This is a genomic window from Massilia sp. P2_C2, assembly GCF_056404615.1.
Genome location: NZ_JBFUDR010000097.1, coordinates 1 through 20,317, shown reverse-complemented (window position 1 = coordinate 20,317; position 20,317 = coordinate 1). Strand labels below are relative to the sequence as shown.

The following is a 20,317-nucleotide window of genomic DNA, read 5'->3' as shown; positions in this document are numbered from 1 at the left end:
GGCCAGGGCATCGACTCAGGTGCAGGTTGTGCCGATGCCGTAACGCGCGGAGCCGGCACGCCCGGTTGCGGCGGCGCCAGCGCGAATATCTGCTGCGCCTGGCCATCGGCCACGACCAGCGCGCCGTCGCGTTTTACAGCGATGCCGCGCGGCGCGTACAGCCGCACGCTCCCGTCGCTGGCATAGCTCGCGCCCGCGGGACGGTCGGCGTCGGGCAGGGCGTGATACTGCCCGTTCGGGTTGAACTGGAGGATGCGTCCGCCCGCGCCGCTGGTGTACAGATAGCCGTCGTGTGTCAGCGCCAGTGCGACTGGGCGCCGCTCGTTCTCGGGTGCGTACGCGAGCGTCGTCACGGCGCCGGTCTTGTCGATGCGGCGGATCGCATTGTTGCCGGTGTCGGCGACGAACAGCACGCCGTGCCTGTCGATGGCGATGGCGCTCGGCGTGTCGAATGCGGCCGCCATCGCTGTGCCGTCCAGGTAGGCGGGTACGCCGCTACCGGCCACGGTCGTCACTGCGCTATCCCGGCCGATGCGGCGGATGCGGTCGTTGTAGGTGTCGGCGACGTAGACGTTGCCGTCACGGTCGACGGCCACGCCGACCGGTCCGTCGAAGCGGGCGGCCCGCTTGACGCCGTCGGCGTAGCCCGCCTCGCCGCCGCCCGCCAGCGTGCTCACCTTGCCGTCGGGCGCCACCTTGCGGATTGCGTTGTTGCGCGTATCGGCCACATAGAGGTTGCCCAGGCGGTCGATGGCCAGCGCCGACGGCGTGTCGAACGCCGCGGCGGTCCCGATGCCGTCCGCGAAGCCGGCGCGTCCGCCGGCGAAGACAGTGACCTGGCCGTCCGGCGCCACGCGGCGGATGCAGCTGCAGTCACCGCCGTCGGCCACGAACACGTTGCCGTGGGCGTCGACGACGGTCCCGAACGGATCGCCGAATCGGCCTGCCAGCGGCATCACGCGCGCGGTCCACGTGGGCCTGGTTGGCGCGTCGGCGGGGCGCCAGAAGGCGCGTCCCGGCGTGGCGTCCTGGCGGGCGTCGAGAACATACCATGCCGCGCCGGCGGCCAGCACGGCGACGCCCGCGAGCGCCGCGATGAGCGGTTTTCGCTTCACGCGTTACTGCATCAGCTGGCCGATGATCTTGACGGGCGCATTCCCGTAGCTCAGGAACTGGTCGTGGAACTGCTTGAGGTCGAAGCGGTCGCCCAGCTGCTGCTTGCGGCGCTCGCGGAGTTCCATGATGTCGCTGTAGCCGCTGAAATAGCTGGACAGCTGCACGGACGACAACTGCGCGCGCTTCCATTTCTCGGCCGCTTCCTGCGGAGTCTGGAACGCCTGGCGCACGAGCAGGTCCAGCGCCTGCTCGCGCGTCATGCCCAGCACGTGCACGCTGTAGTCGAGGATCGTGTTGGTGACGCTGCGCAGGTTCCACTTGCACCACATCAGCCACAGCTCCGGCGCGTTGTCGCCATAGCCCGATTCCAGCATCATGCGCTCGCCGTACACGGCCCAGCCCTCGACCATCGCACCATTGCCGAACAACGCTTTTATGAGCGAGGGCGAGCGGTTCGCGTTCATCAGCTGCGTGTAGTGGCCCGGGATCGCCTCGTGGATGTTCAGGATTTGCAGCATCCAGTTGTTGTACTCGCGCAGGCTGCTCTCGGCCTGTTCCGGCGTCAGGCCGTCCAGCGGCGTCACGTTGTACCAGGTCTTGTCGCGTGGGCGGTACGGGCCCGGTGCGTCGATGCTGGCGCCGGCCACGCCGCGCTGGTACAGCGGCGTCTCGCGCACGACGAGCGGTTTGCTCGGGTCGATCGACACGAGGTTGTGCGACATGACCCAGTCCTGCAGCTGCGGGATCTGGCGGCGGATCTCGGGCAGGAAGTTCGCCGGCGTCGTGTGCTGCAGCGAGAGTTGGTCGATCACCATGCCGATCTTCTTGTAGCGGTCGGCCGGTTTCGCGGTGCTGCCCATCGTCTTGTCCCACAACTGGTCGGCCAGGCCGTCCATGCGGGTCAGCAGTTCGTCACGCGCGGCCAGGGCCTTCTGGTACGTTTGCTCGCCCGTGCCCACCGCCTGGATCTCGAACGCGAATTTTTGTTCGTACAGATCCTTGCCGATGCGGAACGAGCGCGCGCGCTGCATCTGCACCTGCGACTTGTCGAGGTCCGTCAGGAAGTCGACCCAGGCCAGCAGCGCGGTGCCGGCGTTGGCGATGCGCTGGGCGAAGATGGCTTTCTCTTGCGCCGTCAGGATCGATTCCTGCGCGGCCTTGCCGAGGTCCGCCAGCACGACGAGCGTGCCCGGCGCCTGCTGGAGCGCCAGCTGCGTGTGTTCGTGCGTCGGGTTGACGATGGAGGCTTGCGCGGCCTGGTAATACGCCGGCACGTCGGCCAGGCGCTTGAGGATCGTGCGCAGGCGCTGCGCCTTGGCCGCGTATTCCGTATTCAGGATCAGGTCGAAGCTCTGTGCCACGTTGTACGAGGCCGGGTTCCACTCGTATTCGCGGAACGTGGTCAGTTGCCAGCGGTCGTATTTCAGTTTGTTGAGGAGGACGGCGAGATCGGTGCGCTGGTTCGGCGACAGCTTGTCGGCGTTCAGCTTGCTGAACTTGTCGAGCCATTCGTCGATGAACGCCAGCTGCTTCGTGCGCGTGGCGGCGTCCGGGATCGTCAGCCTGGCGGCCGCGTCGAACTTGCCGACGATGATGCCGTTTTCCGGATCGATGCGCCACAGCGCGGTGAGGAATTGCATGGACAGCGAGTCCATGAAGCGGTCGTTGCGGTTCTGCGGCGTGGTCGTGGCGACGGGCTTGCTGACCTTTTCGACGGGCTTGCTTTCCGGCTTGTCCACGGCTTGCGCCTTGCTCTTGCCCTTGCTCTTCGACGACGCATGGGTCTTGGCGCTGCTGCTGCTGCCGGCCTTGTGATGCTTGGTGCGCGCACTTGCCGGCGCCAGCGCGACGCTGGTGRGCAGGACGGCAAGCGCGATTTTCGATTTCATCATTATCTGTCTGCCTGATTGAATAAAGGGCCAGATGGGGGGCGCCAGATTAGCATCATTCGGGATGCTTGCGGGAATCTGAAACAATACGTCACGAACACGCCGTGACGGCAACCGCCGTCAACGACCCCGCAACGGCGTCCATCGTCAGCCGGATCGCCAGTCCGCGACCGACACCGTCCGGCCAGCCGACGTTCCCGCGAGTCCGGCCTGCAGCATGGCCAGCATGTCCGACGGCGACATGCGCGCGGCCATGTCGCTGCCTTCCAGCAGGCTGTCGGCCAGGTCGCGCTTGTGGCGGTGCAGATCGACGATGCCTTCCTCGATCGTGTGGCGCGCCACCAGGCGGTAGATCGTGACGGGCCGCTGCTGGCCCATGCGGTGCGCGCGGTCGCTGGCCTGGTCCTCGACGGCCGGATTCCACCACGGGTCCATGTGGATCACGTAGTCGGCCGCCGTCAGGTTGATGCCGACGCCGCCCGCCTTCAGCGAAATGAGGAACAGGTCGCCGTCGCCGGCCTGGAACGCGTCCACGCGGCGCTTGCGCTCCTGCATCGGCGTCGAGCCGTCGAGGTACTGGTAGCGGATGCCGCGTTCGTCGAGGTGAGTGCGGATCAGCGTGAGGTGATCGACGAACTGGCTGAACACCAGTGCCTTGTGGCGGTTCTCCAGCAGCTCGTCCGCGAGGCGCGCGAACGTCTCCAGCTTGCTGCTGCGGATGCCGCTGTCGGGCGCGACGAGCGCGGGATTGCAGCAGGCGCGGCGCAGCTTCATCATCTCCGCGAGGATCTGGATCTGCTTTTGCGACGCATTTTTCACATCCTGTGCCTCCAGTGCCGCGATGCGTTCCAAAGCATCGCGCCGCAGCGATTCGTACAACGCCATCTCTTCTTCCGACAGCTGCACGGGCAGATTGACCTCCGTGCGCGGCGGCAGCTCGGACAGCACCTGGGCCTTGGTCCTGCGCAGGATGAACGGCTGCGTGAGACGGCGCAATCGCGTGCGCGCCGCGAGTTCCGCGCGCTTGTCGGACGCCTTTTCGATGGGGCCGGCGAAGCGTAACTGGAACTGGTCGGCGGTGCCCAGCAAACCCGGATTGATGAACCGGAACAGGTTCCACAATTCGCCCAGGTGGTTCTCCAGCGGCGTGCCGGTGGCGACCATCCTGAAATCGCCTTGCAGCGCCATCACGGCGTTTGACCTGCGCGTATAGGCGTTCTTGATGGCCTGCGCTTCGTCCAGCACGATCGTGTGCCAGCGGATGCCGTCGAACAGCGCAGACTCCAGCTGCAGCAGGCCATAGCTGGCGACGATCACGTCGAACGGGCCCGCCCCCTTCACCATCGCAGCGCGGTCGCCGGGGCCGAACAGGCGGACGTTCAACGTGGGCGCGAAGCGCTCGGCTTCGGCGAGCCAGTTCGTCGCGACGGACGTCGGCGCTACGACGAGCGTCGGCCCGCCCGGCGCGCGCGCCAGGATCAGCGCGAGCGCCTGCAGCGTCTTGCCGAGTCCCATGTCGTCCGCGAGGCAGGCGCCCACGCCCCAGTGCGCGAGGCGGGACAGCCATTCGAAGCCTTCGAGCTGGTAATCGCGCAGCTCGGCCTGCAGGGTGCCCGGCAGCTGCGGTCGGTATTCCGCATTGGCCTGCATATGCTTCAGGTGCGCGCGCCACGCCTTGTCGGCCTCGACGCCGCCGGCCTCCTGCGCCATCTCTTCCAGCGCGAAGCTGGCCAGCGGGTGAAAGCGCAGCGCCTCGTCGTCGGCATCGCGGTAGGCCGATAAATCCATGAGGCGGCGGTGCAGCTCGTGCGTGAGCGCGAGGAACTGGTTGTCGCCGAGCGCGATAAAACGGTCCTCGCGCACGCGCGCAAGCAGGTCGCGCAAGTCCATCACCTTGTTCTCGTCGACCTGGATTTCACCGTTGGCCGCGAACCAGTCCTTGTCGCGCCGGATCTGCAGGCGCACGGATTTCGACGAGACCTTCTTCGACACGCGGAACGACTCGCCCTCGGGCCACGCGACCAGGACCTTCGATGCGTCCAGTTCCTGCAACTGGACCACGAGTTCCAGGCAGTGGATGGGTGCCGCGAGCAGCCACTCGCCATGTTCGTCTTCCGCCAGCTCCAGCGCGGGCACGTCGGCCAGCAGCTGGCGCTCGGCCTCGCGTTCGGCATTCAGGTCACGGCGCGCTTCCGTGCGCACGCCTGCGACGTCCGCGATCACGCTTTCCGCGCCGTCGCCGGGGCGGAAGTACGGGCCGGCGTTGGGCAGCGGCCGCACCATCATCCGGATGCGCAGGCCCTGCTGGTAAGGCAACAGGTTGACGTGCAGGCGCGGATCGGCCGTCACCTGTTCGATGTCGGCCGCGCTGCCGCCGATGTCGGATTGCACGGTGACGATGGACGAGATGGCGCTGATCGCCTGCAGCACGCGCTTCTCGGCTTCCAGCGGCACTTCGAGGCCGTCGCCAACGATGGCACCGATGCGCCGGTGCTCGTCTTTTACACGCACGATGCGCAGGCGCGTCGGCGTCTCCTTCGTGACGACGATCTCGCCCTGCGGCTCGCGCAAAGGCGGCGCGAGCGTGATCACGACCTTGCCGCCGCCGGCGCGTACGACAAGTTGCGGCTCGCCGGGCAGCAGTTCGATGCGCGTGCCCGGCGAGTCCATCCAGAACAGCAGCGGATGGCCGGCCAGCGCGGCGATGGCCTTGTCCAGGTCGAATTCATAGCGCGTGCCAGTGCCGCTGTAGTAGCGGAAGGCGCCGATGCTGGCGGCCACCTGCACGTCCTGCGCCGTCAGGAAATCCAGCTCCGCCGCTTCTTCCGCGAGGCGCTTGAGGCCCAGCGGGCGGCCGCGCGTCCAGCCGCCCTGCACGTCGCGTTTCTGTTCGCGCGGCTCGATGGCCCGGATGCCCAGGTGCGCATCCCAGCTCACGAGCCAGGCGAGGCGGGACTCCTTGACGACCTCCACGTTGACGGGCGGCTGCAGGTTGATCAGCGCATTCAGCTGGCGCTCCCATGGCTGCTCGCGCTCGAACCACAGCGCGAGGTCGACGAAGCGGTGCTGCTGGCGCAGCGCGACCGCCTGCTTCTCCATGCCGACCATCCCCAGCTGGCCCAGCACGGACGCGATCTGCGCCGCGATGAAGTCGAACCCGGCGGCGCTGGCCACGTCGAACTGCTGTTCCAGCATGCCGCGTTTATCTGCGAGTTGCGGCATGCCGAGCCACCAGTGCAGCAGGGCGCGGAACATCACGGGCTGTGAACCCGTTTCCCAGTTGCGCGACGGGAGCACGTCGGCATCCACCGTGCCGCCGCGGATCTGGCGCAGCATCGACAACTGCTGGTAGACCGCGGTGTCGTGGCTTTGCACGGCGCGCGTGGCGCTGTCCAGGTAACTTTCCACGGCCTTTGCGTGTTTCGGGTCGCTGCTCCTCAGCAGGGCCGTCACGTACAGGTGCCCGCCGATGCCCTCGAAGATGGCTTTTCTCTTGCCGGTTTCGCGCCGCAGCGCTTTTAACGCCTTGTCGAAGCCGGCCAGCGCGGGTTCGGTATCGCCGCGCAGCAGTTGCAGCACGCTGCGGTAGTACAAGGTGGCCGATTCGTCGAGGTCGACGAGCAGGTCGGCCGCCGCGTCCAGCCGGCCGCACAGGATCAAATGTTCGGCCAGCGCGGTGCGCAGCGCCATCGACGCGCCGCCTTGCGTCACATGTTCCTCGGCGTAGGCGCGGATCGCGGGCGCGCTGGCTGGTTCGCGCTGGACGTGGCCGACGAGGACTGCCAGCACGTCGTCGCGCACGAGGCCATTGATGCGTTCCATCAGGTCGGACTCGAACGGGCGCGCGCAGACGTCCACGAGCGGATGCAGATAGGCCGCTTCGTGGCAGCGCAGGCAGGCGGCCAGCAGCGGCGCGATCGTCTTCGGACCTTCGCCGGCCAGCAGGGCCATGCGCAGCAGCGCGACGCCCTGGCGGTAGCTGCGCAGCATGGGCGTGCCCTGCCAGTCGACGCGCAGTGGCGTCACCTGCTGGTAGACCTCGCGCAGCTCGTTGAACCGGCGCGCGCGCAGCGCCCACTGGATCGCGGGCCAGGCCACGTCCGGCGCGACCGTGTAGCCGCGCGACGGCAGCTCGCCGATCAGGCCATCGGCGCGCAGGCGCTCCAGAGGCTCGGCCAGTTCACCCTCACGTGCACTCACCTCGAGCGGCGCCAGGTGCTCGTGGATGCGGCGCMGTCCCATCGGTTCGCCGGCCAGCGCCAGCAGGGCCAGAATCAGCTTGCGGCACTCGTCGCAGGCATCGACCACCGCATGCAAGACCTCATCGCTCATGCAGGCAGATTCTCGATGTCGATCGCCGGCAGGCTGGTGGGTACGGGGATGCCGAAGACTCGCAGATAAAAATACAGCTCGGCTTCCAGCGTGCGCACGATGCTGTCGGCCTTGCGGAAGCCATGGCCTTCGCCGGCCAGGGTGAGGTAGGCGACGGGCACGCCGCGCGCGCGCAGCGCTTCCACCATCACCTCCGATTGCGGCGGCGGCACGACCTTGTCGTCCAGGCCCTGGAAGAAGATCATCGGCCGGTGCAGTTTATCCGTATGGTTGATCGGCGAGCGCTCGGCATAGACGCGGTCGGCGCTGTCCTTCGGCGCGATCAGGTATTCGTTGTAGTGCGATTCGAACTTGTGCGAGTCGGCGTCGAGGCCCTTCAGGTCGGATACGCCGTAGTAGCTGGCGCCGGCCTTGAACACGTCGTGGAAGGCGAGGGCGCACAACGTCGTCAGGCCGCCCGCGCTGCCGCCGCGGATCACGAGGCGTTCGCGGTCGACGAGGTTCTGGTCCGCGAGGTACTGCGCGCCGGCGACGCAATCTTCCACGTCGATCACGCCCCATTGTCCCTTCAGCAGGTCGCGGTAGGCGCGTCCGAAGCCCGTGCTGCCGCCATAGTTCACGTCCAGCACGGCGATGCCGCGGCTGGTCCAGAACTGCGTGGCCAGCTTCAGCGTGCTGGCCGCCATGCCCGTCGGGCCGCCGTGGCCGATGACCATCAGCGGCGGCAACTCTCCCGGCTGCGGCATGAAGTCGCGGTTGGTGGGCGGGTAGTAGAACGCGTACGCCGTCCGGTCGTCCTTGCTGGGATAGCGGATGCTCTGCGGGACGGACAAGTAGCCGACGTCGGGCAGGTTCTCGATCGACCGCGCCAGCACGTCGCGCGTGCCGGTGGCGAGGTCGATGCGGGCGATTTCCGCCGCCAGCGTGGGCGCGCCGCCCAGCAGCGCCACCGTATCGCCCTCGACGCGCACGTCGCGGATTTCCTCGTACGGCGTGGCGATGGGCGTCAGGCTGCCGCTGGCCACGTCCAGGCGCGCGAGGCGGCTGACGCCTTCCTCGATGTACGCGCAGACGATTTCCGAAGCCGAGCGGAAGCCGTACATGCTGTTCCCGAAGCTCCAGTGCGGCAGGCCGAATTCCGCCGCGCGCGGGCAGACGGCGTGTACGACGCCATGCTCGTAGCGGTACAGGTTCCACCAGCCGCTGCGGTCCGAGACGAAATACAGCGTGCCGTCCGGCGACCATTCCGGCTGCACGATCGCTTCTTCGGTGCCGCCCGCGACGAGGCGCCCGTCCAGCAGCGTGCCGTCGGCCCCGATCTCGGCCAGCCACAGTGCCGTGCCCTGCCACGGCATGCGCGGGTGGTCCCAGCTCAGCCAGGCGATGTGTTTGCCGTCCGGCGAGATGCGCGGCGACGAATAGAAATCGTTGCCGTCGACGAGCACCGTCTGCGTGCCGTCGGCGTTCAGCGCGCACAGCGTATTGTCCGGATAGGTGCTTGCGCCCGAGTGGTCTTCGCGCACGCCGACGAGTCTTTGGTGCGCGCGGTCCAGCACGAAGTCGGCCCAGCGTTCAATGCCCCCCGCGCTGACGGGCAGCGGTTCGCTGCCGCCGGCGCGGTCGAGTCGATAGATCGTGTTGTCGGCGAAGTTCGAGAACCAGATGTGGCTGTCCGCGACGAGCACCGCGCCGCCGCCGTACTCGTGCACGCGGGTGCGCACGTTGATCGGCGCCGGCGTCAATTCCTCGACCTGGCCCCTGCTGTGGCGCAGCAGCGTGTTGCGGCCGCCTTCGCTGGCGCGGCCGGCCAGCCAGAAGACGTCGCCGCCGTCGAGCGTCACCTGCGACAGCGGCGTGGCGCCGGCCGCGACGACGGCGGCGGTGATCGGAGAAGTCCAGGCGCCGCAGGGCGCAGCCTGTTTGCGAGTGGTGTCGGTCATGGTCGGTCCTGAAGATTGGGACGGGCAGCGGCAAGACGGGCATTATAAATCTCTGCCGCATTCAGGTATGTCCGGGAAGTACGGTGCGCGCCCGTCAGGGATGCGATAATAGAGGTTTGCTCTCCACATTCTTGAACGGATTGCCAGCCATGCCACAATTTGCCCCGCTCCGGAACGACACCTTCCTCCGTGCGCTGCTGCGCCAGCCGACGGACTACACGCCGGTGTGGCTGATGCGCCAGGCGGGGCGCTACCTGCCGGAATACCGCGCCACGCGCGCGAAAGCCGGCTCGTTCATGGACCTGGCCAAGAATCCGGACTTCGCCACCGAAGTCACCTTGCAGCCGATCGACCGCTATCCGCTGGATGCGGCTATCCTGTTCTCGGACATCCTGACGGTGCCGGACGCGATGGGCCTCGGCCTGTATTTCGAGGAGGGCGAGGGCCCGAAATTCGAGCGCACCGTGCGCACGGAAGCCGACGTGGCCGCGCTGCGCGTGCCCGACATGGCGTCGCTGCAGTATGTATTCGACGCCGTGACGTCGATCCGCACGGCGCTGGACGGCCGCGTGCCGCTGATCGGCTTTTCCGGCAGCCCGTGGACGCTGGCCTGCTACATGGTCGAAGGCGGCGGCTCGCGCGAATTCCACACCATCAAGAAGATGCTGTACTCGCGCCCGGACCTGATGCATCGCGTCCTGGAGATCAATGCGGAAGCCGTCGCGCAATACCTGAACGCCCAGATCGACGCGGGCGCCCAGGCCGTCATGATCTTCGACTCGTGGGGCGGCGCGCTGGCCGATGGCGCCTACCAACAGTTCTCGCTCGCCTACATGCGGAAGGTCGTGGCGAAGCTGCAGCGCGAGAAAGACGGCGTGCGCATCCCGTCCATCGTGTTCACGAAGGGCGGCGGCCTGTGGCTGGACGAGATGGCCGGCATCGGCGCCGACGCGCTGGGCCTGGACTGGACCGTCAACCTGGGCCGCGCACGCGCGCAGGTCGGCGACCGCGTCGCCCTGCAGGGCAACCTCGATCCGGCCATCCTGTTTGCGGGGCCGGAGCAGATCCGCGCCGAAGTCGAAAACGCGCTCGCCAGCTACGGTACGCCGTCGGCCGGTCACGGCCATGTGTTCAACCTGGGCCATGGCATCTCGCAATTCACGCCGCCGGAGTCGGTGACGGCGATGGTGGAAGCCGTGCACGACTTCAGCCGCCGCCAGCGCGCCGTCTGACGCATCTGCAGCAGCCGTGCTGCGTTTTGCGCAGCCCGGTGAGCAGGCGATCATACTTATTCACAAAAATCCGGACGCCGCCGGCGTGGACTGTGGAAATGTACAGTGCATGCCATCATATGGTAAGTGATTGATTTTATGGAGTTTACTGCTTGGGTAACGGGCTTCGGTGGATGAGCTTCCAAGGGGCATGATGGTTATCCACCGAAGCTTTCAGCCCATTGTTCACAAAGTTATGCACAGGTTCTGTGCATAATCCGGAAAAGTGCTTGGTTTACCGTGGTTTACGAGTTTTCTTCAAGTATTGCATCAAGACTTGCTGCACTGCGCTCAAGTTCTCCACCAGAAAGGCCCAGTTATGCACAGAAGCCATGAAGCGATGGGATATTTCATGCGGCCAAAGTTGAAAACTATAAGTGCTTGATTTTATTGGGATATGTTGATTCCAAAAATAAAGAATTTCCAAGCGTTTTGACCTAGCGTAAACCTTCTTCACGGTCAACTTTTCCATTTTCCACAAAGTTTTCCACAGTTCTCCACAGCTTCTCGACAAGGTACCGGATTGTTGTCCCACTGCATTTTGCAAATCGCGCTCGACACGCCGCTCGACAGCCTGTTCGACTACCGCTGGGCTTGCGAACCCGGTAGCGAGCCGCAGGTCGGGCAACTGGCGCTCGTGAACTTCGGCCGGCGCGAGGCCGTCGGGCTGATCGTCGCCGTCAAGCACGAGACGGATGTCCCGGCCGACAAGCTGAAGGATGCCCTTGCCGTGCGCAGCCAGCTGTCGCCGCTGCCGGCACGGTGGATCGCGTTGGCGCGCTTCGCCGCCGACTACTACCACCGGCCACTGGGCGAGGTCGCGCTGCCCGGCCTGCCGAAGAACCTGCGCCTGTCGACGACGGTGGCGCTGGACCGTGCGCTGAAAAAGCTGGGCAAGGTGCCGGATGCGCACGACCCGGCCCCGGTCGACATGCCTCTACTTAATGCTGCCCAGCAGCAGGCGGCCGACGCGATCGGCGGCGCGACGGGATTCAGTCCGCTGCTGCTGTACGGCGTGACGGGCAGCGGCAAGACCGAGGTCTACCTGCAGGCCTGCGCCCAGGTGCTGGCGCGCGATGCCGATGCGCAGATCCTGATCCTGGTCCCCGAGATCAACCTGACGCCGCAGCTGGAAGCGAACATCCGCGCGCGCTTCCCCTGCGTCATGCTGGCCACCTTGCACAGCAGCCTGTCCGAGGGCGAACGCATGCTGCACTGGCTGGCCGCGCACACGGGCCGCGCGCGCATCGTGCTGGGCACGCGGCTGGCGATCCTCGCGTCGCTGCCGAACCTGAAACTGGTCGTCATCGACGAGGAACACGACCCGTCGTACAAGCAGCAGGAAGGCCTGCGCTATTCGGCGCGCGACCTGGCCGTGTGGCGCGCGCGCCAGCTCGGCATCCCCATCGTGCTGGGCTCGGCGACGCCGTCGCTGGAAAGCTGGCACCACGCGCAGACGGGACGCTACCGCAGGCTGGAATTGCGCGAGCGCGCCGTGCGCGACGCCGTCCTGCCGCGCGTAAAACTCATCGACATGGAGCGCGACAAGCCGAAGGAGGGCCTGACGTCCGCGCTGATGCAGGCACTGCGCCTGCGCATGGAAAGCGGAGAGCAATCGCTGCTGTTCCTGAACCGGCGCGGCTACGCGCCCGTGCTGTGCTGCGAGGCGTGCGGCTGGATCAGCAACTGCACGCGCTGCAGCGCGTTCATGGTCCTGCACCGGCCGGAGCGACGGCTGCGCTGCCACCACTGCAGCCTGGAACTGCGCATTCCGCACGCCTGCCCGACCTGCGGCAACATCGACCTGCAGCCGCTCGGCCGCGGCACCCAGCGCGTCGAGGAAGGTTTGCAGGCGCTGTTCCCGCAGGCGCGCATCCTGCGCATCGACGCCGATTCCACGCGCCGCAAGGGCAGTGCCCAGGAAGCGTTCGACACGGTGCACCGCGGCGACGTCGACATCCTGATCGGCACGCAGATGGTCGCCAAGGGCCACGATTTCAAAAAGCTGACGCTCGTCGGCGTGCTGAATCCCGACACCGCGCTGTTCTCGCAGGACTATCGCGCCAGCGAGCGCCTGTTCGCCCAGCTGATGCAGGTGGCGGGCCGCGCCGGCCGCGCGGGGCTGGAGTCGGAGGTGCTGATCCAGTCGCGCTACTGCCAGCATCCGCTGTACGGCGCGGTGATGCGGCACGACTACGACCGCTTCGCCGGCAGCCTGCTGGAAGAACGCCGCCAGGCTGCGCTGCCGCCTTACATGTACCAGGCGCTGCTGCGCGCCGAGGCGCCCGAGTTGGCGACCGCCATCGCCTTCCTCGAGGCCGCGCGCGACGCGGTACCGTCGGACACGGTCGTCATCAACGATCCGATCCCGATGACGATGACCCGCGTGCACAACGTCGACCGCGCGCAGCTGCTCGTCGAATCGAATTCGCGGCCGGCGTTGCAGGCGTTCCTGACCGAGTGGGTCGATGCGTTGCGCGCGATGAAGACGCGGGTGCGGTGGTCGCTCGAGGTGGATCCGCTCGATATCTGAGCGGCACCGCATGACGTAGGGTGGGCACCCCTGTGCCCACGCGTAACGCCAACGAACGGCACACGTCCTGCGTGGGCACGGGGTGCCCACCCTACGCGCCTACTCATCATTTGAATTCCGGACTCTCAAGCCGGGTTCCTGGAAAAAGCGTATCGTCACGCTGGTGAACCTACCGGAGGCGAGGATGAAGAAACTGAAGGTCGATGTCGCCGTGATCGGCGCCGGTACGGCCGGCCTGGTCGCCTACCGCGCCGCCAGGGCGCAGGGTGCGCGCACGGTGCTGATCGAGAGYGGCGTGTACGGCACCACGTGTGCGCGCGTGGGCTGCATGCCCAGCAAGCTGCTGATCGCCGCCGCCGAGGTCGCCCACATGCTGATGCTCGCCCCGCAATTCGGCGTATACCCAAGCACTGAGCCCGGCACGACGCGGATCGACGGCGTCGCCGTGATGGAACGCGTGCGGCGCGAGCGCGACCGTTTCGTCGGCTTCGTGCTCGACGGCGTCGAGGCCATGCCGGATGACGACAAGGTGCGCGGCCACGCCCGCTTCGTCGATCCACACACGTTGCGCGTGGACGACCACACGGAGATCGAGGCGTGCCGCGTCGTGATCGCGACCGGCTCCAGCCCGACCCGCCTGCCCACGCTGGAGAACGTGGGGCCGGGCGTGATCACGAGCGACGACGTGTTTTACTGGAACGACCTGCCGCGTTCCGTGGCCGTGATCGGCACGGGTGTCATCGGCCTGGAAATCGGCCAGGCCCTCGCGCGCCTGGGCGTGCGCACGCGCCTGTACGCGCGCGGCGGCAGCGTGGCCCAGCTGACGGATCCCATCGTGCTCAGGACGGCGTCACGCGTGCTGTGCGAGGAACTCGACATCCACTTCCAGTCGCGCATCCTGCGCGCCGAGCAGGACGGCGACGACGTCGTGCTGACGACCGGCCGCCACGACGAGGCCATCACGGAACGTTTTCAATACGTGCTGCTGGCCGCGGGCCGCACGCCCAACGTGCACGACCTGGGCCTGGAGAATGCGGACATCGCGCTGGACGGCAATGGCGTTCCGCTGTTCGACCCGCGTACGATGCAATGCGGGAACAGCCACATCTTCATCGCCGGCGACGCCAACCACGAACGCCSGGTGCTGCCGGAAGCGGCGGACCACGGCAAGATCGCGGGCGACAATGCCGGCCGCTTCCCGGACATCCGTCCCGGCTTGCGCCGCGCGCCGCTGACGGCCGCGTTCACGGAACCGAATATCGTCACCCTGGGCGCCAGCTACAAGACGCTGTGCGCGCCGGGCCGGTCGAAATTCGCGGTGGGGCAGGTATCGTTCGAGAACCAGGGCCGCAGCCGCGTCATGTTGCAGAACAAGGGTGTGCTGCGCGTCTACGGCGAATACCGCACGGGCCGTTTCCTGGGCGCCGAGATGATCGCACCGCGCGGCGAGCACATCGGCCATCTGCTGGGCTGGGCGGTACAGTCGCGCCTGACGGTCGACCAGATGCTGGAGATGCCGTTTTATCATCCCGTGGTCGAGGAGGGGGTGCGCACGGCGTTGCGCGACCTGGCGGCGAATCTGGCGAAGGGAGAAAGCGACATCGATCCGGACGAGGTGGAACCCGGCACGTAACCTGTCTATGGCGTAGGGTGGGCACCCCTGTGCCCACGCGGACGTTTGCGATATGTTGGCGTTACGCGTGGGCACGTACGCGTTGGGCCATTTGGTTAATTCAACAACGACGCGTCCAGCTTCCCATCCGACGCCAGCTGCCGCACGATCTTGATCGTATCGATGTCGGCCTCCTTGTACGCCGACTTCTTGAAATCCTCGTACATGCGGCCCATCTCGTCGGTCGCCAGTGCATTCCCGTCGTCGTAGAGGAAACGCACCCACAGCACGCCTTCCGACGGCGCCTCGATGGTCATGGTCAGCAGCGACTGGGCGATTTCTCCCTGCGCCGGCACCTCGTAGCGTACCTCGTGCAGCGGGCTCAGCACGACCTTGTCGTCGATGACGAGGTCGCCATAGCGCAGGCGGCGCATGAAGCTGCCACTTTCCCGCTCGCTGATCGTGCACTCGTCCAGGTGCGGCACGAACATCTTCGGATCCTCGGCGCGCAGCACGAGGCCGCGCCACAGCTGTTCGCGGGTCATGGTGTCCGCCAGCGGATTCAGCGGGTCGTTAATCTCGATCAGGTGTTCAAATTTCATGTGGTATCCCTCGTTGGCGCAGTCGCCGTGCTGCCTGGCCATGTTAGCGCATGCTGGGCGCGACTGACGCAAAAGGCGCATGTGGTGGCGACATGCGATTTACGCAAGGATGAGCGTCGCCGATTCGATACGAACGTTACGCATGAGCTCCCAGCTTCGCTACAATGTTGGGCTGTCCTCTCCAATATTTCCAATGTCCAACACCCCGAACTTCGGCCTGAACGGTCCGCAAAGCGAAGCCGTGCTCTATCTCGACGGCCCGTGCCTGGTGCTGGCCGGCGCCGGCTCGGGCAAGACGCGCGTCATTACGCAAAAGATCGCCTACATGATCGAGCACCGCGGCTACGATCCACGTACGATTGCCGCGCTCACGTTCACGAACAAGGCCGCCCTCGAGATGCAGGAACGCATCGGCAAGCTGCTGAAGCAGCCCAAGCAGGCCAAGCAGCTGACCGTGTCCACGTTCCACTCGCTGGGCGTCAGGATCCTGCGCCAGGAAGCGGCCGGCGTCGGCCTGAAGGACAAGTTTTCGATCATGGACAGCGATGACTGCTACACCATCGTTTCCGACCTGGCCGTGACCACCGACAAGCAGGAAATCCGCCGCATCCAGAACGCCATCTCGCTGTGGAAGAACGGCCTCGTCGACCCGGAGGATGCCATCCGGAATGCGCGCGACGAGGACGAGGCCCAGGCCGGCCGCATCTACCGCAGCTATATCGCCACGTTGCAGGCTTACCAGGCCGTTGACTTCGACGATTTGATCCGCTTGCCGGTGGAATTGTTCCGCAATAACGAACCCATCCGTGACCGCTGGCAGCGCCGCCTGCGCTACCTGTTGATGGACGAGTACCAGGACACCAACACCTGCCAGTATGAACTGGTGAAACTGATGGTGACGGGCCTCGGCAAGAAGCCGATGTTCACGGCCGTGGGCGATGACGACCAGGCGATCTATGCGTGGCGCGGCGCGTCCGTGGAAAACCTGCGCACCCTGCAGACGGACTTCCCGGACCTGAAGGTGATCAAGCTGGAGCAGAATTACCGCTCCACGACGCGCATCCTGCAGGCGGCCAACGCCGTCATCGGCAACAACCCGAAGCTGTTCGAGAAATCGCTGTGGTMCGAGCACGGCCTGGGCGAGCCGATCAAGGTGCTGGGCATGCCGAACGACGAGACGGAAGCGGACCAGGTCGCGATCATGATCTCGGCCGACCACTTCCAGCGCAAAAATAAATGGTCGGACTTCGCGATCCTGTACCGCGGCAACCACCAGGCCCGCGTGATCGAGCAGGCGCTGCGCAAGGAGCGGATTCCATACACGATCTCCGGCGGCCAGAGCTTCTTCGACAAGGCCGAGATCAAGGACATCATCGCCCACCTGCGCCTCATCGCGAACCAGGACGACGACCCGGCCTTCATCCGTGCCATCACCACGCCCAAGCGCGGGGTCGGCATGACGACCCTGGAAAAGCTGGGCGAATTCTCGCGCCAGTGGAACTGTTCGCTGTTCGAGGCGGCGCTGAAGGGCGGCATCGAAGCGCTGCTGCAGGAGCGCCAGCTGTATCCGCTGCGCGAATTCTGTCACTGGATCAACGAGCTGGAATCGCGCGCCACGCGGCCCGGTCCGTCCGGCAGCGGAGACAACGCCGCCGAACTGATCGACGACATGATGAAGGAAATGAATTACGAGCACTACCTGTACGAGAGCTTCGACGACAGGGCCGCACAGGGCAAGTGGCAGAACGTGCTCGAGTTCCTCAACTGGTTGAAGGAGCGGGGCCGGGGCGGGCGCGACCGTGATGGCGAAGAAAAAAACCTGCTCGAACTGACGCAGATGGTGGCGCTGATGTCCATGCTCGAAGGCCAGGACGAGGAGCCGGACGCCGTCCGCATGTCGACCTTGCACGCCTCCAAGGGCCTCGAATATCCGCACGTCTACCTCGTCGGTTGCGAAGAAGGGATCCTGCCGCACAAGGGCGATCCCGACGATCCGGTCGAGAAGATCGCCGCGCGCATCCAGGAAGAACGCCGCCTGATGTACGTCGGCATCACGCGCGCCCAGCGCAGCCTGCACGTCACGTGGTGCAAGAAGCGCAAGCGGGCGGGGGAGCTCGTGCATTGCGACCCGTCGCGCTTCATCAAGGAAATGGCCCTCGATATTGGCGACGCACCGCCGAAGGAAAACGAGGTGCTCACGCCCAAGGAACGTCTCGCCAACCTGAAAGCCCTGCTCGCCACGCCGAAGGTGTGACGCGACCCATTTGTTCCCGCAAGAGCCGCTGCGCAGCGGCTCTTTGCTTTTGCGGAGAGGCAGTATCATGCGCGCTTATTTATTTACGGAGGATACCGACGTGAGCGACGAAAACCGTTTTATCGACATCGAAATCAAGCTGGCCGACCAGGAAAACCTCGTCGACAACCTCAACCGCACGATTTACGAGCAGGGCCGCCGCATTGACCAGCTCGAAGCCATGATGGCCAAACTGGCCGAGCACGTGCGCACGCTGCGCGATGCCGGCCAGGGGCCGCTCAATGAAAAGCCGCCACATTATTGAGCGCGCGTCGCAATAAAATTTAACAATTAGAGAAACAAGATATCTATCCAGGAAACTCTTCGGCAACCGGTAGTTACTTTGGTAACTCCGTTTGCAAGAAACATTATTGAGCAAATGCATCTTTTGTTTGATATACGCAACATATTTTTTTGATGAAAATGATTGTACGTAAGATATCCAACAGGCACGCAAAAATGTTTGGATGCATGTATTTCGTATTTTGTTCTGAGTTTTATCAATAGTCGAAATTAAATTTAATAGATTTGCTGATACTTCGCAGGATGTATCATGTAGGCGTCGTCCTACATGGGTTTTCGCAATATGTCATCCAGTTTTTACTATCTAATCTGTAATTGAATTTAACTGTACGTTAAGGATGAGCATGAGTTAGTATTCGTAAATACACTCTGCCCGGCAGTGTGTCCGTGGCCCGCGAAACGTTAAATCGCGGATTTCTTCAAGCGAGGGACGACACGATGTTTACGCGGAACTTTGAGGTGGCCAGCGAATTCGCACCTTCGGCACCGGGATCGCTGGTCGCGCGCTCGCGGACGACGCGGAGCCCGGACCGGTATGAACTGAACGTCGCGACCGCTTATCACGATCGCCCGGATATTCTGGATGCGTGGCACCGCATGCTGGCCGAGGCAACTGGCCCGGAAGCGCTGTATCAGTCCCCGCAATTCTTCAACTACCTGATCGACATGGCGCAAGGGCGTGATGCCGACTACGAATTGTTCGTCGTCCGCCGCAGCATCGATTACGCGATCGTCGGATTCGTTCCGGTCCGCACCATCGGATGCAAGCTCGACTTCCGCCTCGGTCCGGTGTCGCTGTTCAAGAAGACGGTGCGTGCCTGCCAGATCCTCGGCAGCGTGCCGCTGCTGGATCCGGCGGAAGAAGGGCTCGCCGGCTTCGTCATGCAGCAATTGCTCGAACGCTATGCGAAATGCGAAGTGTTGTACCTGCAGGCGGTTCCGGAAGAAGTCGGCGCCGCGCTGCCACGCAGCGGCGGGGTAGCGACTTACGTTTTGAATGGCTGGCGCGCGTGCCACACGCAGCCGCTGCCGGACGGCGTCGACGCCTACCTGCAGAAATTCAGTTCCAAAAAGCGCTACAACCTGTCGCGCCAGGTGCGTCTGTTGACGGAAGCGGCCGGCGCGCTGCAGGTGCTGCGTATCGAGCAACCCGGGCAGGTCGCGACCTTGCTCGACGCGATGATCGCCATTGATCCGTCTTACGCCGCACAGCGCGATGCCGAGCAGGCGCGCCTGGAGTGCCTGGCGCGTCATGGCCTGCTGCTGTCCTACGTGATCCGCTGCGGCGAAACGGATGTCGCCGTCGTGCTCGGCTCACATTCATCGGCCGTCTGGCACGTCCACAAGATTTCCTGCCAGAAGAACTACATGCACCTGTCGGTGGGCATGAGCGCGATCCACCTGGCGCTGCAGGACATGCTGGCCAATTTCTCGTTCGATCACGTCGACTACGGCTACGGCGTGCCGAATGCCGAATTCCGGTCGACCCATGTGCTGAAGTCGCGCGGCCATATTCTGCTGCACCGTGCGCACAGCGGGACGGCTCTGCTGCTCAAACTCCACGGCGTGTACAACGGCATGAACGACAGCCTGATTCGCCACGCCAAGCAGGCGCAGAAATGGTACGCGCAGCGCAAGCAGGCTGCCAAAAAGACCGCGCCAAAGGCCGATAAGGTACTGAGCGCTTCCTGACGCTGCGCCGATCACGCAAACCGCAATGGCCGCTGTGTGCGGCCATTTTTCTTATGGGATTCTCGCGTCGTCGCCGTCAGATCGTCGGCACATGCAGCCGATTGTCGTCTTCCAGGACCAGGCCTTGCCACGTTGCGGGCTTGCCTGTCATTTCCCACGCCAGGATTTGCTGGGGCGTACGTCCCATGCCACCCGACAGGCCAGTCATTTGCTGCTTGTCGAGTTCCTTGGTGATGGTCAGATCGTTGATGGTCAGCTTGCTCATGTCAGTCTCCTCAATGGTTGGGTGCCAGGCGGCGCCGGCATGAACCTGTATCTGCAGGAAGCATGCCAATGGTGGAATCAGACTGACGTGGATAGAAATAGCACCTGCTGGCCACGATCTGTTGGGTTATTGCTTTATTTCCTGTATCAGTGAGTTGGTTCTCGCCCAACATCTTTTAAAAAGCCATGAAAAAACCCGCCAGCGCGATCCGCGCGGCGGGTTTGTGGATCAGCCTTCAGCGTCCGCGTCAGTCTCAGTTCGGATACGCCTGGCTGCTCGATGCCTGGTTGCCCAGCACGATCGAAGTGACGTTGATGTATCCGCTCGTCGCCGTGCCGGTGAACTTGAACAGCGAAGTGCCCGGAACAGTCGTATCGGGCACGTTCGTCACCAGCGAATTCAAGCCTTTGGTGCTGAAGGTGCAGGCCGTCTCCATCGACACCGCGTTCTGTTCGGCATTGAGCAAGAA

General features: G+C 64.9%; 13 protein-coding genes. 7 read left to right on the top strand and 6 right to left on the bottom strand.

Annotated features, from left to right (window positions below):
- The 4 genes from AC1DYX_RS13615 to AC1DYX_RS13600 form a co-directional block, all read right to left on the bottom strand.
- Positions 1 to 1,115, bottom strand: a 1,115-nt coding sequence (locus AC1DYX_RS13615) for an NHL repeat-containing protein (RefSeq protein WP_477259562.1), incomplete at its 3' end; no start/stop codon positions are given.
- Positions 1,116 to 1,118: 3 nt separating this feature from the next.
- Positions 1,119 to 3,008: a DUF885 domain-containing protein gene (locus AC1DYX_RS13610; protein WP_477259560.1), complete on the bottom strand. Its 1,890-nt coding sequence runs from the start codon at positions 3,006 to 3,008 to the stop codon at positions 1,119 to 1,121.
- Between the two features lie 144 nt (positions 3,009 to 3,152).
- Complete coding sequence (locus tag AC1DYX_RS13605; RefSeq protein ID WP_477259558.1) at positions 3,153 to 7,337, bottom strand: SNF2-related protein; 4,185 nt, start codon at positions 7,335 to 7,337, stop codon at positions 3,153 to 3,155.
- Complete coding sequence (locus tag AC1DYX_RS13600) at positions 7,334 to 9,277, bottom strand: dipeptidyl-peptidase 5 (RefSeq protein WP_477259555.1); 1,944 nt, start codon at positions 9,275 to 9,277, stop codon at positions 7,334 to 7,336. The genes AC1DYX_RS13605 and AC1DYX_RS13600 overlap by 4 nt, the downstream gene beginning before the upstream one ends.
- Before the next feature lie 149 nt (positions 9,278 to 9,426).
- Between AC1DYX_RS13600 and hemE the strand changes: the two genes are divergently transcribed.
- From hemE to AC1DYX_RS13585, 3 genes are all read left to right on the top strand, one after another.
- Positions 9,427 to 10,509 carry a uroporphyrinogen decarboxylase gene (gene hemE, locus AC1DYX_RS13595; RefSeq protein WP_477259553.1) on the top strand — a complete coding sequence of 361 codons (1,083 nt, stop codon included), beginning with the start codon at positions 9,427 to 9,429 and terminating at the stop codon, positions 10,507 to 10,509.
- A 565-nt stretch (positions 10,510 to 11,074) separates the two neighbouring features.
- Positions 11,075 to 13,081 (top strand): primosomal protein N', encoded by a 2,007-nt coding sequence (locus AC1DYX_RS13590; protein WP_477259551.1) that lies wholly within the window; start codon positions 11,075 to 11,077, stop codon positions 13,079 to 13,081.
- A gap of 184 nt (positions 13,082 to 13,265) precedes the next feature.
- Positions 13,266 to 14,714 carry a dihydrolipoyl dehydrogenase gene (locus tag AC1DYX_RS13585; protein ID WP_477259549.1) on the top strand — a complete coding sequence of 483 codons (1,449 nt, stop codon included), beginning with the start codon at positions 13,266 to 13,268 and terminating at the stop codon, positions 14,712 to 14,714.
- 95 nt (positions 14,715 to 14,809) lie between these two features.
- On the opposite strand, the gene AC1DYX_RS13580 is transcribed toward AC1DYX_RS13585, so the two are convergent.
- Positions 14,810 to 15,295: an AtaL-like protein gene (locus AC1DYX_RS13580; protein ID WP_029757207.1), complete on the bottom strand. Its 486-nt coding sequence runs from the start codon at positions 15,293 to 15,295 to the stop codon at positions 14,810 to 14,812.
- Positions 15,296 to 15,488: 193 nt separating this feature from the next.
- On the opposite strand from AC1DYX_RS13580, the gene AC1DYX_RS13575 reads away from it, so the two are divergent.
- The 3 genes from AC1DYX_RS13575 to AC1DYX_RS13565 all read left to right on the top strand — a co-directional run bounded on the left by AC1DYX_RS13575 (position 15,489) and on the right by AC1DYX_RS13565 (position 19,583).
- Positions 15,489 to 17,549 (top strand): UvrD-helicase domain-containing protein, encoded by a 2,061-nt coding sequence (locus AC1DYX_RS13575; protein ID WP_477259547.1) that lies wholly within the window; start codon positions 15,489 to 15,491, stop codon positions 17,547 to 17,549.
- A 10-nt stretch (positions 17,550 to 17,559) separates the two neighbouring features.
- On the top strand, positions 17,560 to 17,853 hold the full coding sequence (locus AC1DYX_RS13570; RefSeq protein ID WP_477259545.1) for a SlyX family protein: 294 nt from the start codon (positions 17,560 to 17,562) through the stop codon (positions 17,851 to 17,853).
- 476 nt (positions 17,854 to 18,329) lie between these two features.
- Positions 18,330 to 19,583, top strand: a complete 1,254-nt coding sequence (locus AC1DYX_RS13565; protein ID WP_477259543.1) for a GNAT family N-acetyltransferase — start codon at positions 18,330 to 18,332, stop codon at positions 19,581 to 19,583.
- A gap of 76 nt (positions 19,584 to 19,659) precedes the next feature.
- Here AC1DYX_RS13565 and AC1DYX_RS13560 read toward each other — a convergent pair whose 3' ends face one another.
- Entirely contained in the window at positions 19,660 to 19,848 is a 189-nt protein-coding gene (locus AC1DYX_RS13560) for a hypothetical protein (RefSeq protein WP_029757212.1), read from the bottom strand.
- A gap of 185 nt (positions 19,849 to 20,033) precedes the next feature.
- Between AC1DYX_RS13560 and AC1DYX_RS13555 the strand changes: the two genes are divergently transcribed.
- A partial coding sequence (locus tag AC1DYX_RS13555; protein WP_477259541.1) for a hypothetical protein occupies positions 20,034 to 20,317 on the top strand: 284 nt, incomplete at its 3' end.

What these genes read in the sequence shown, in the direction of transcription:
- AC1DYX_RS13600 (WP_477259555.1), bottom strand. Translation starts at nt 9,277, where the DNA reads ATGACCGACACCACTCGCAAACAGGCTGCGCCCTGCGGCGCCTGGACT.
- hemE (WP_477259553.1), top strand. Translation starts at nt 9,427, where the DNA reads ATGCCACAATTTGCCCCGCTCCGGAACGACACCTTCCTCCGTGCGCTG.
- AC1DYX_RS13580 (WP_029757207.1), bottom strand. Translation starts at nt 15,295, where the DNA reads ATGAAATTTGAACACCTGATCGAGATTAACGACCCGCTGAATCCGCTG.
- AC1DYX_RS13565 (WP_477259543.1), top strand. Translation starts at nt 18,330, where the DNA reads ATGTTTACGCGGAACTTTGAGGTGGCCAGCGAATTCGCACCTTCGGCA.
- AC1DYX_RS13560 (WP_029757212.1), bottom strand. Translation starts at nt 19,848, where the DNA reads ATGAGCAAGCTGACCATCAACGATCTGACCATCACCAAGGAACTCGAC.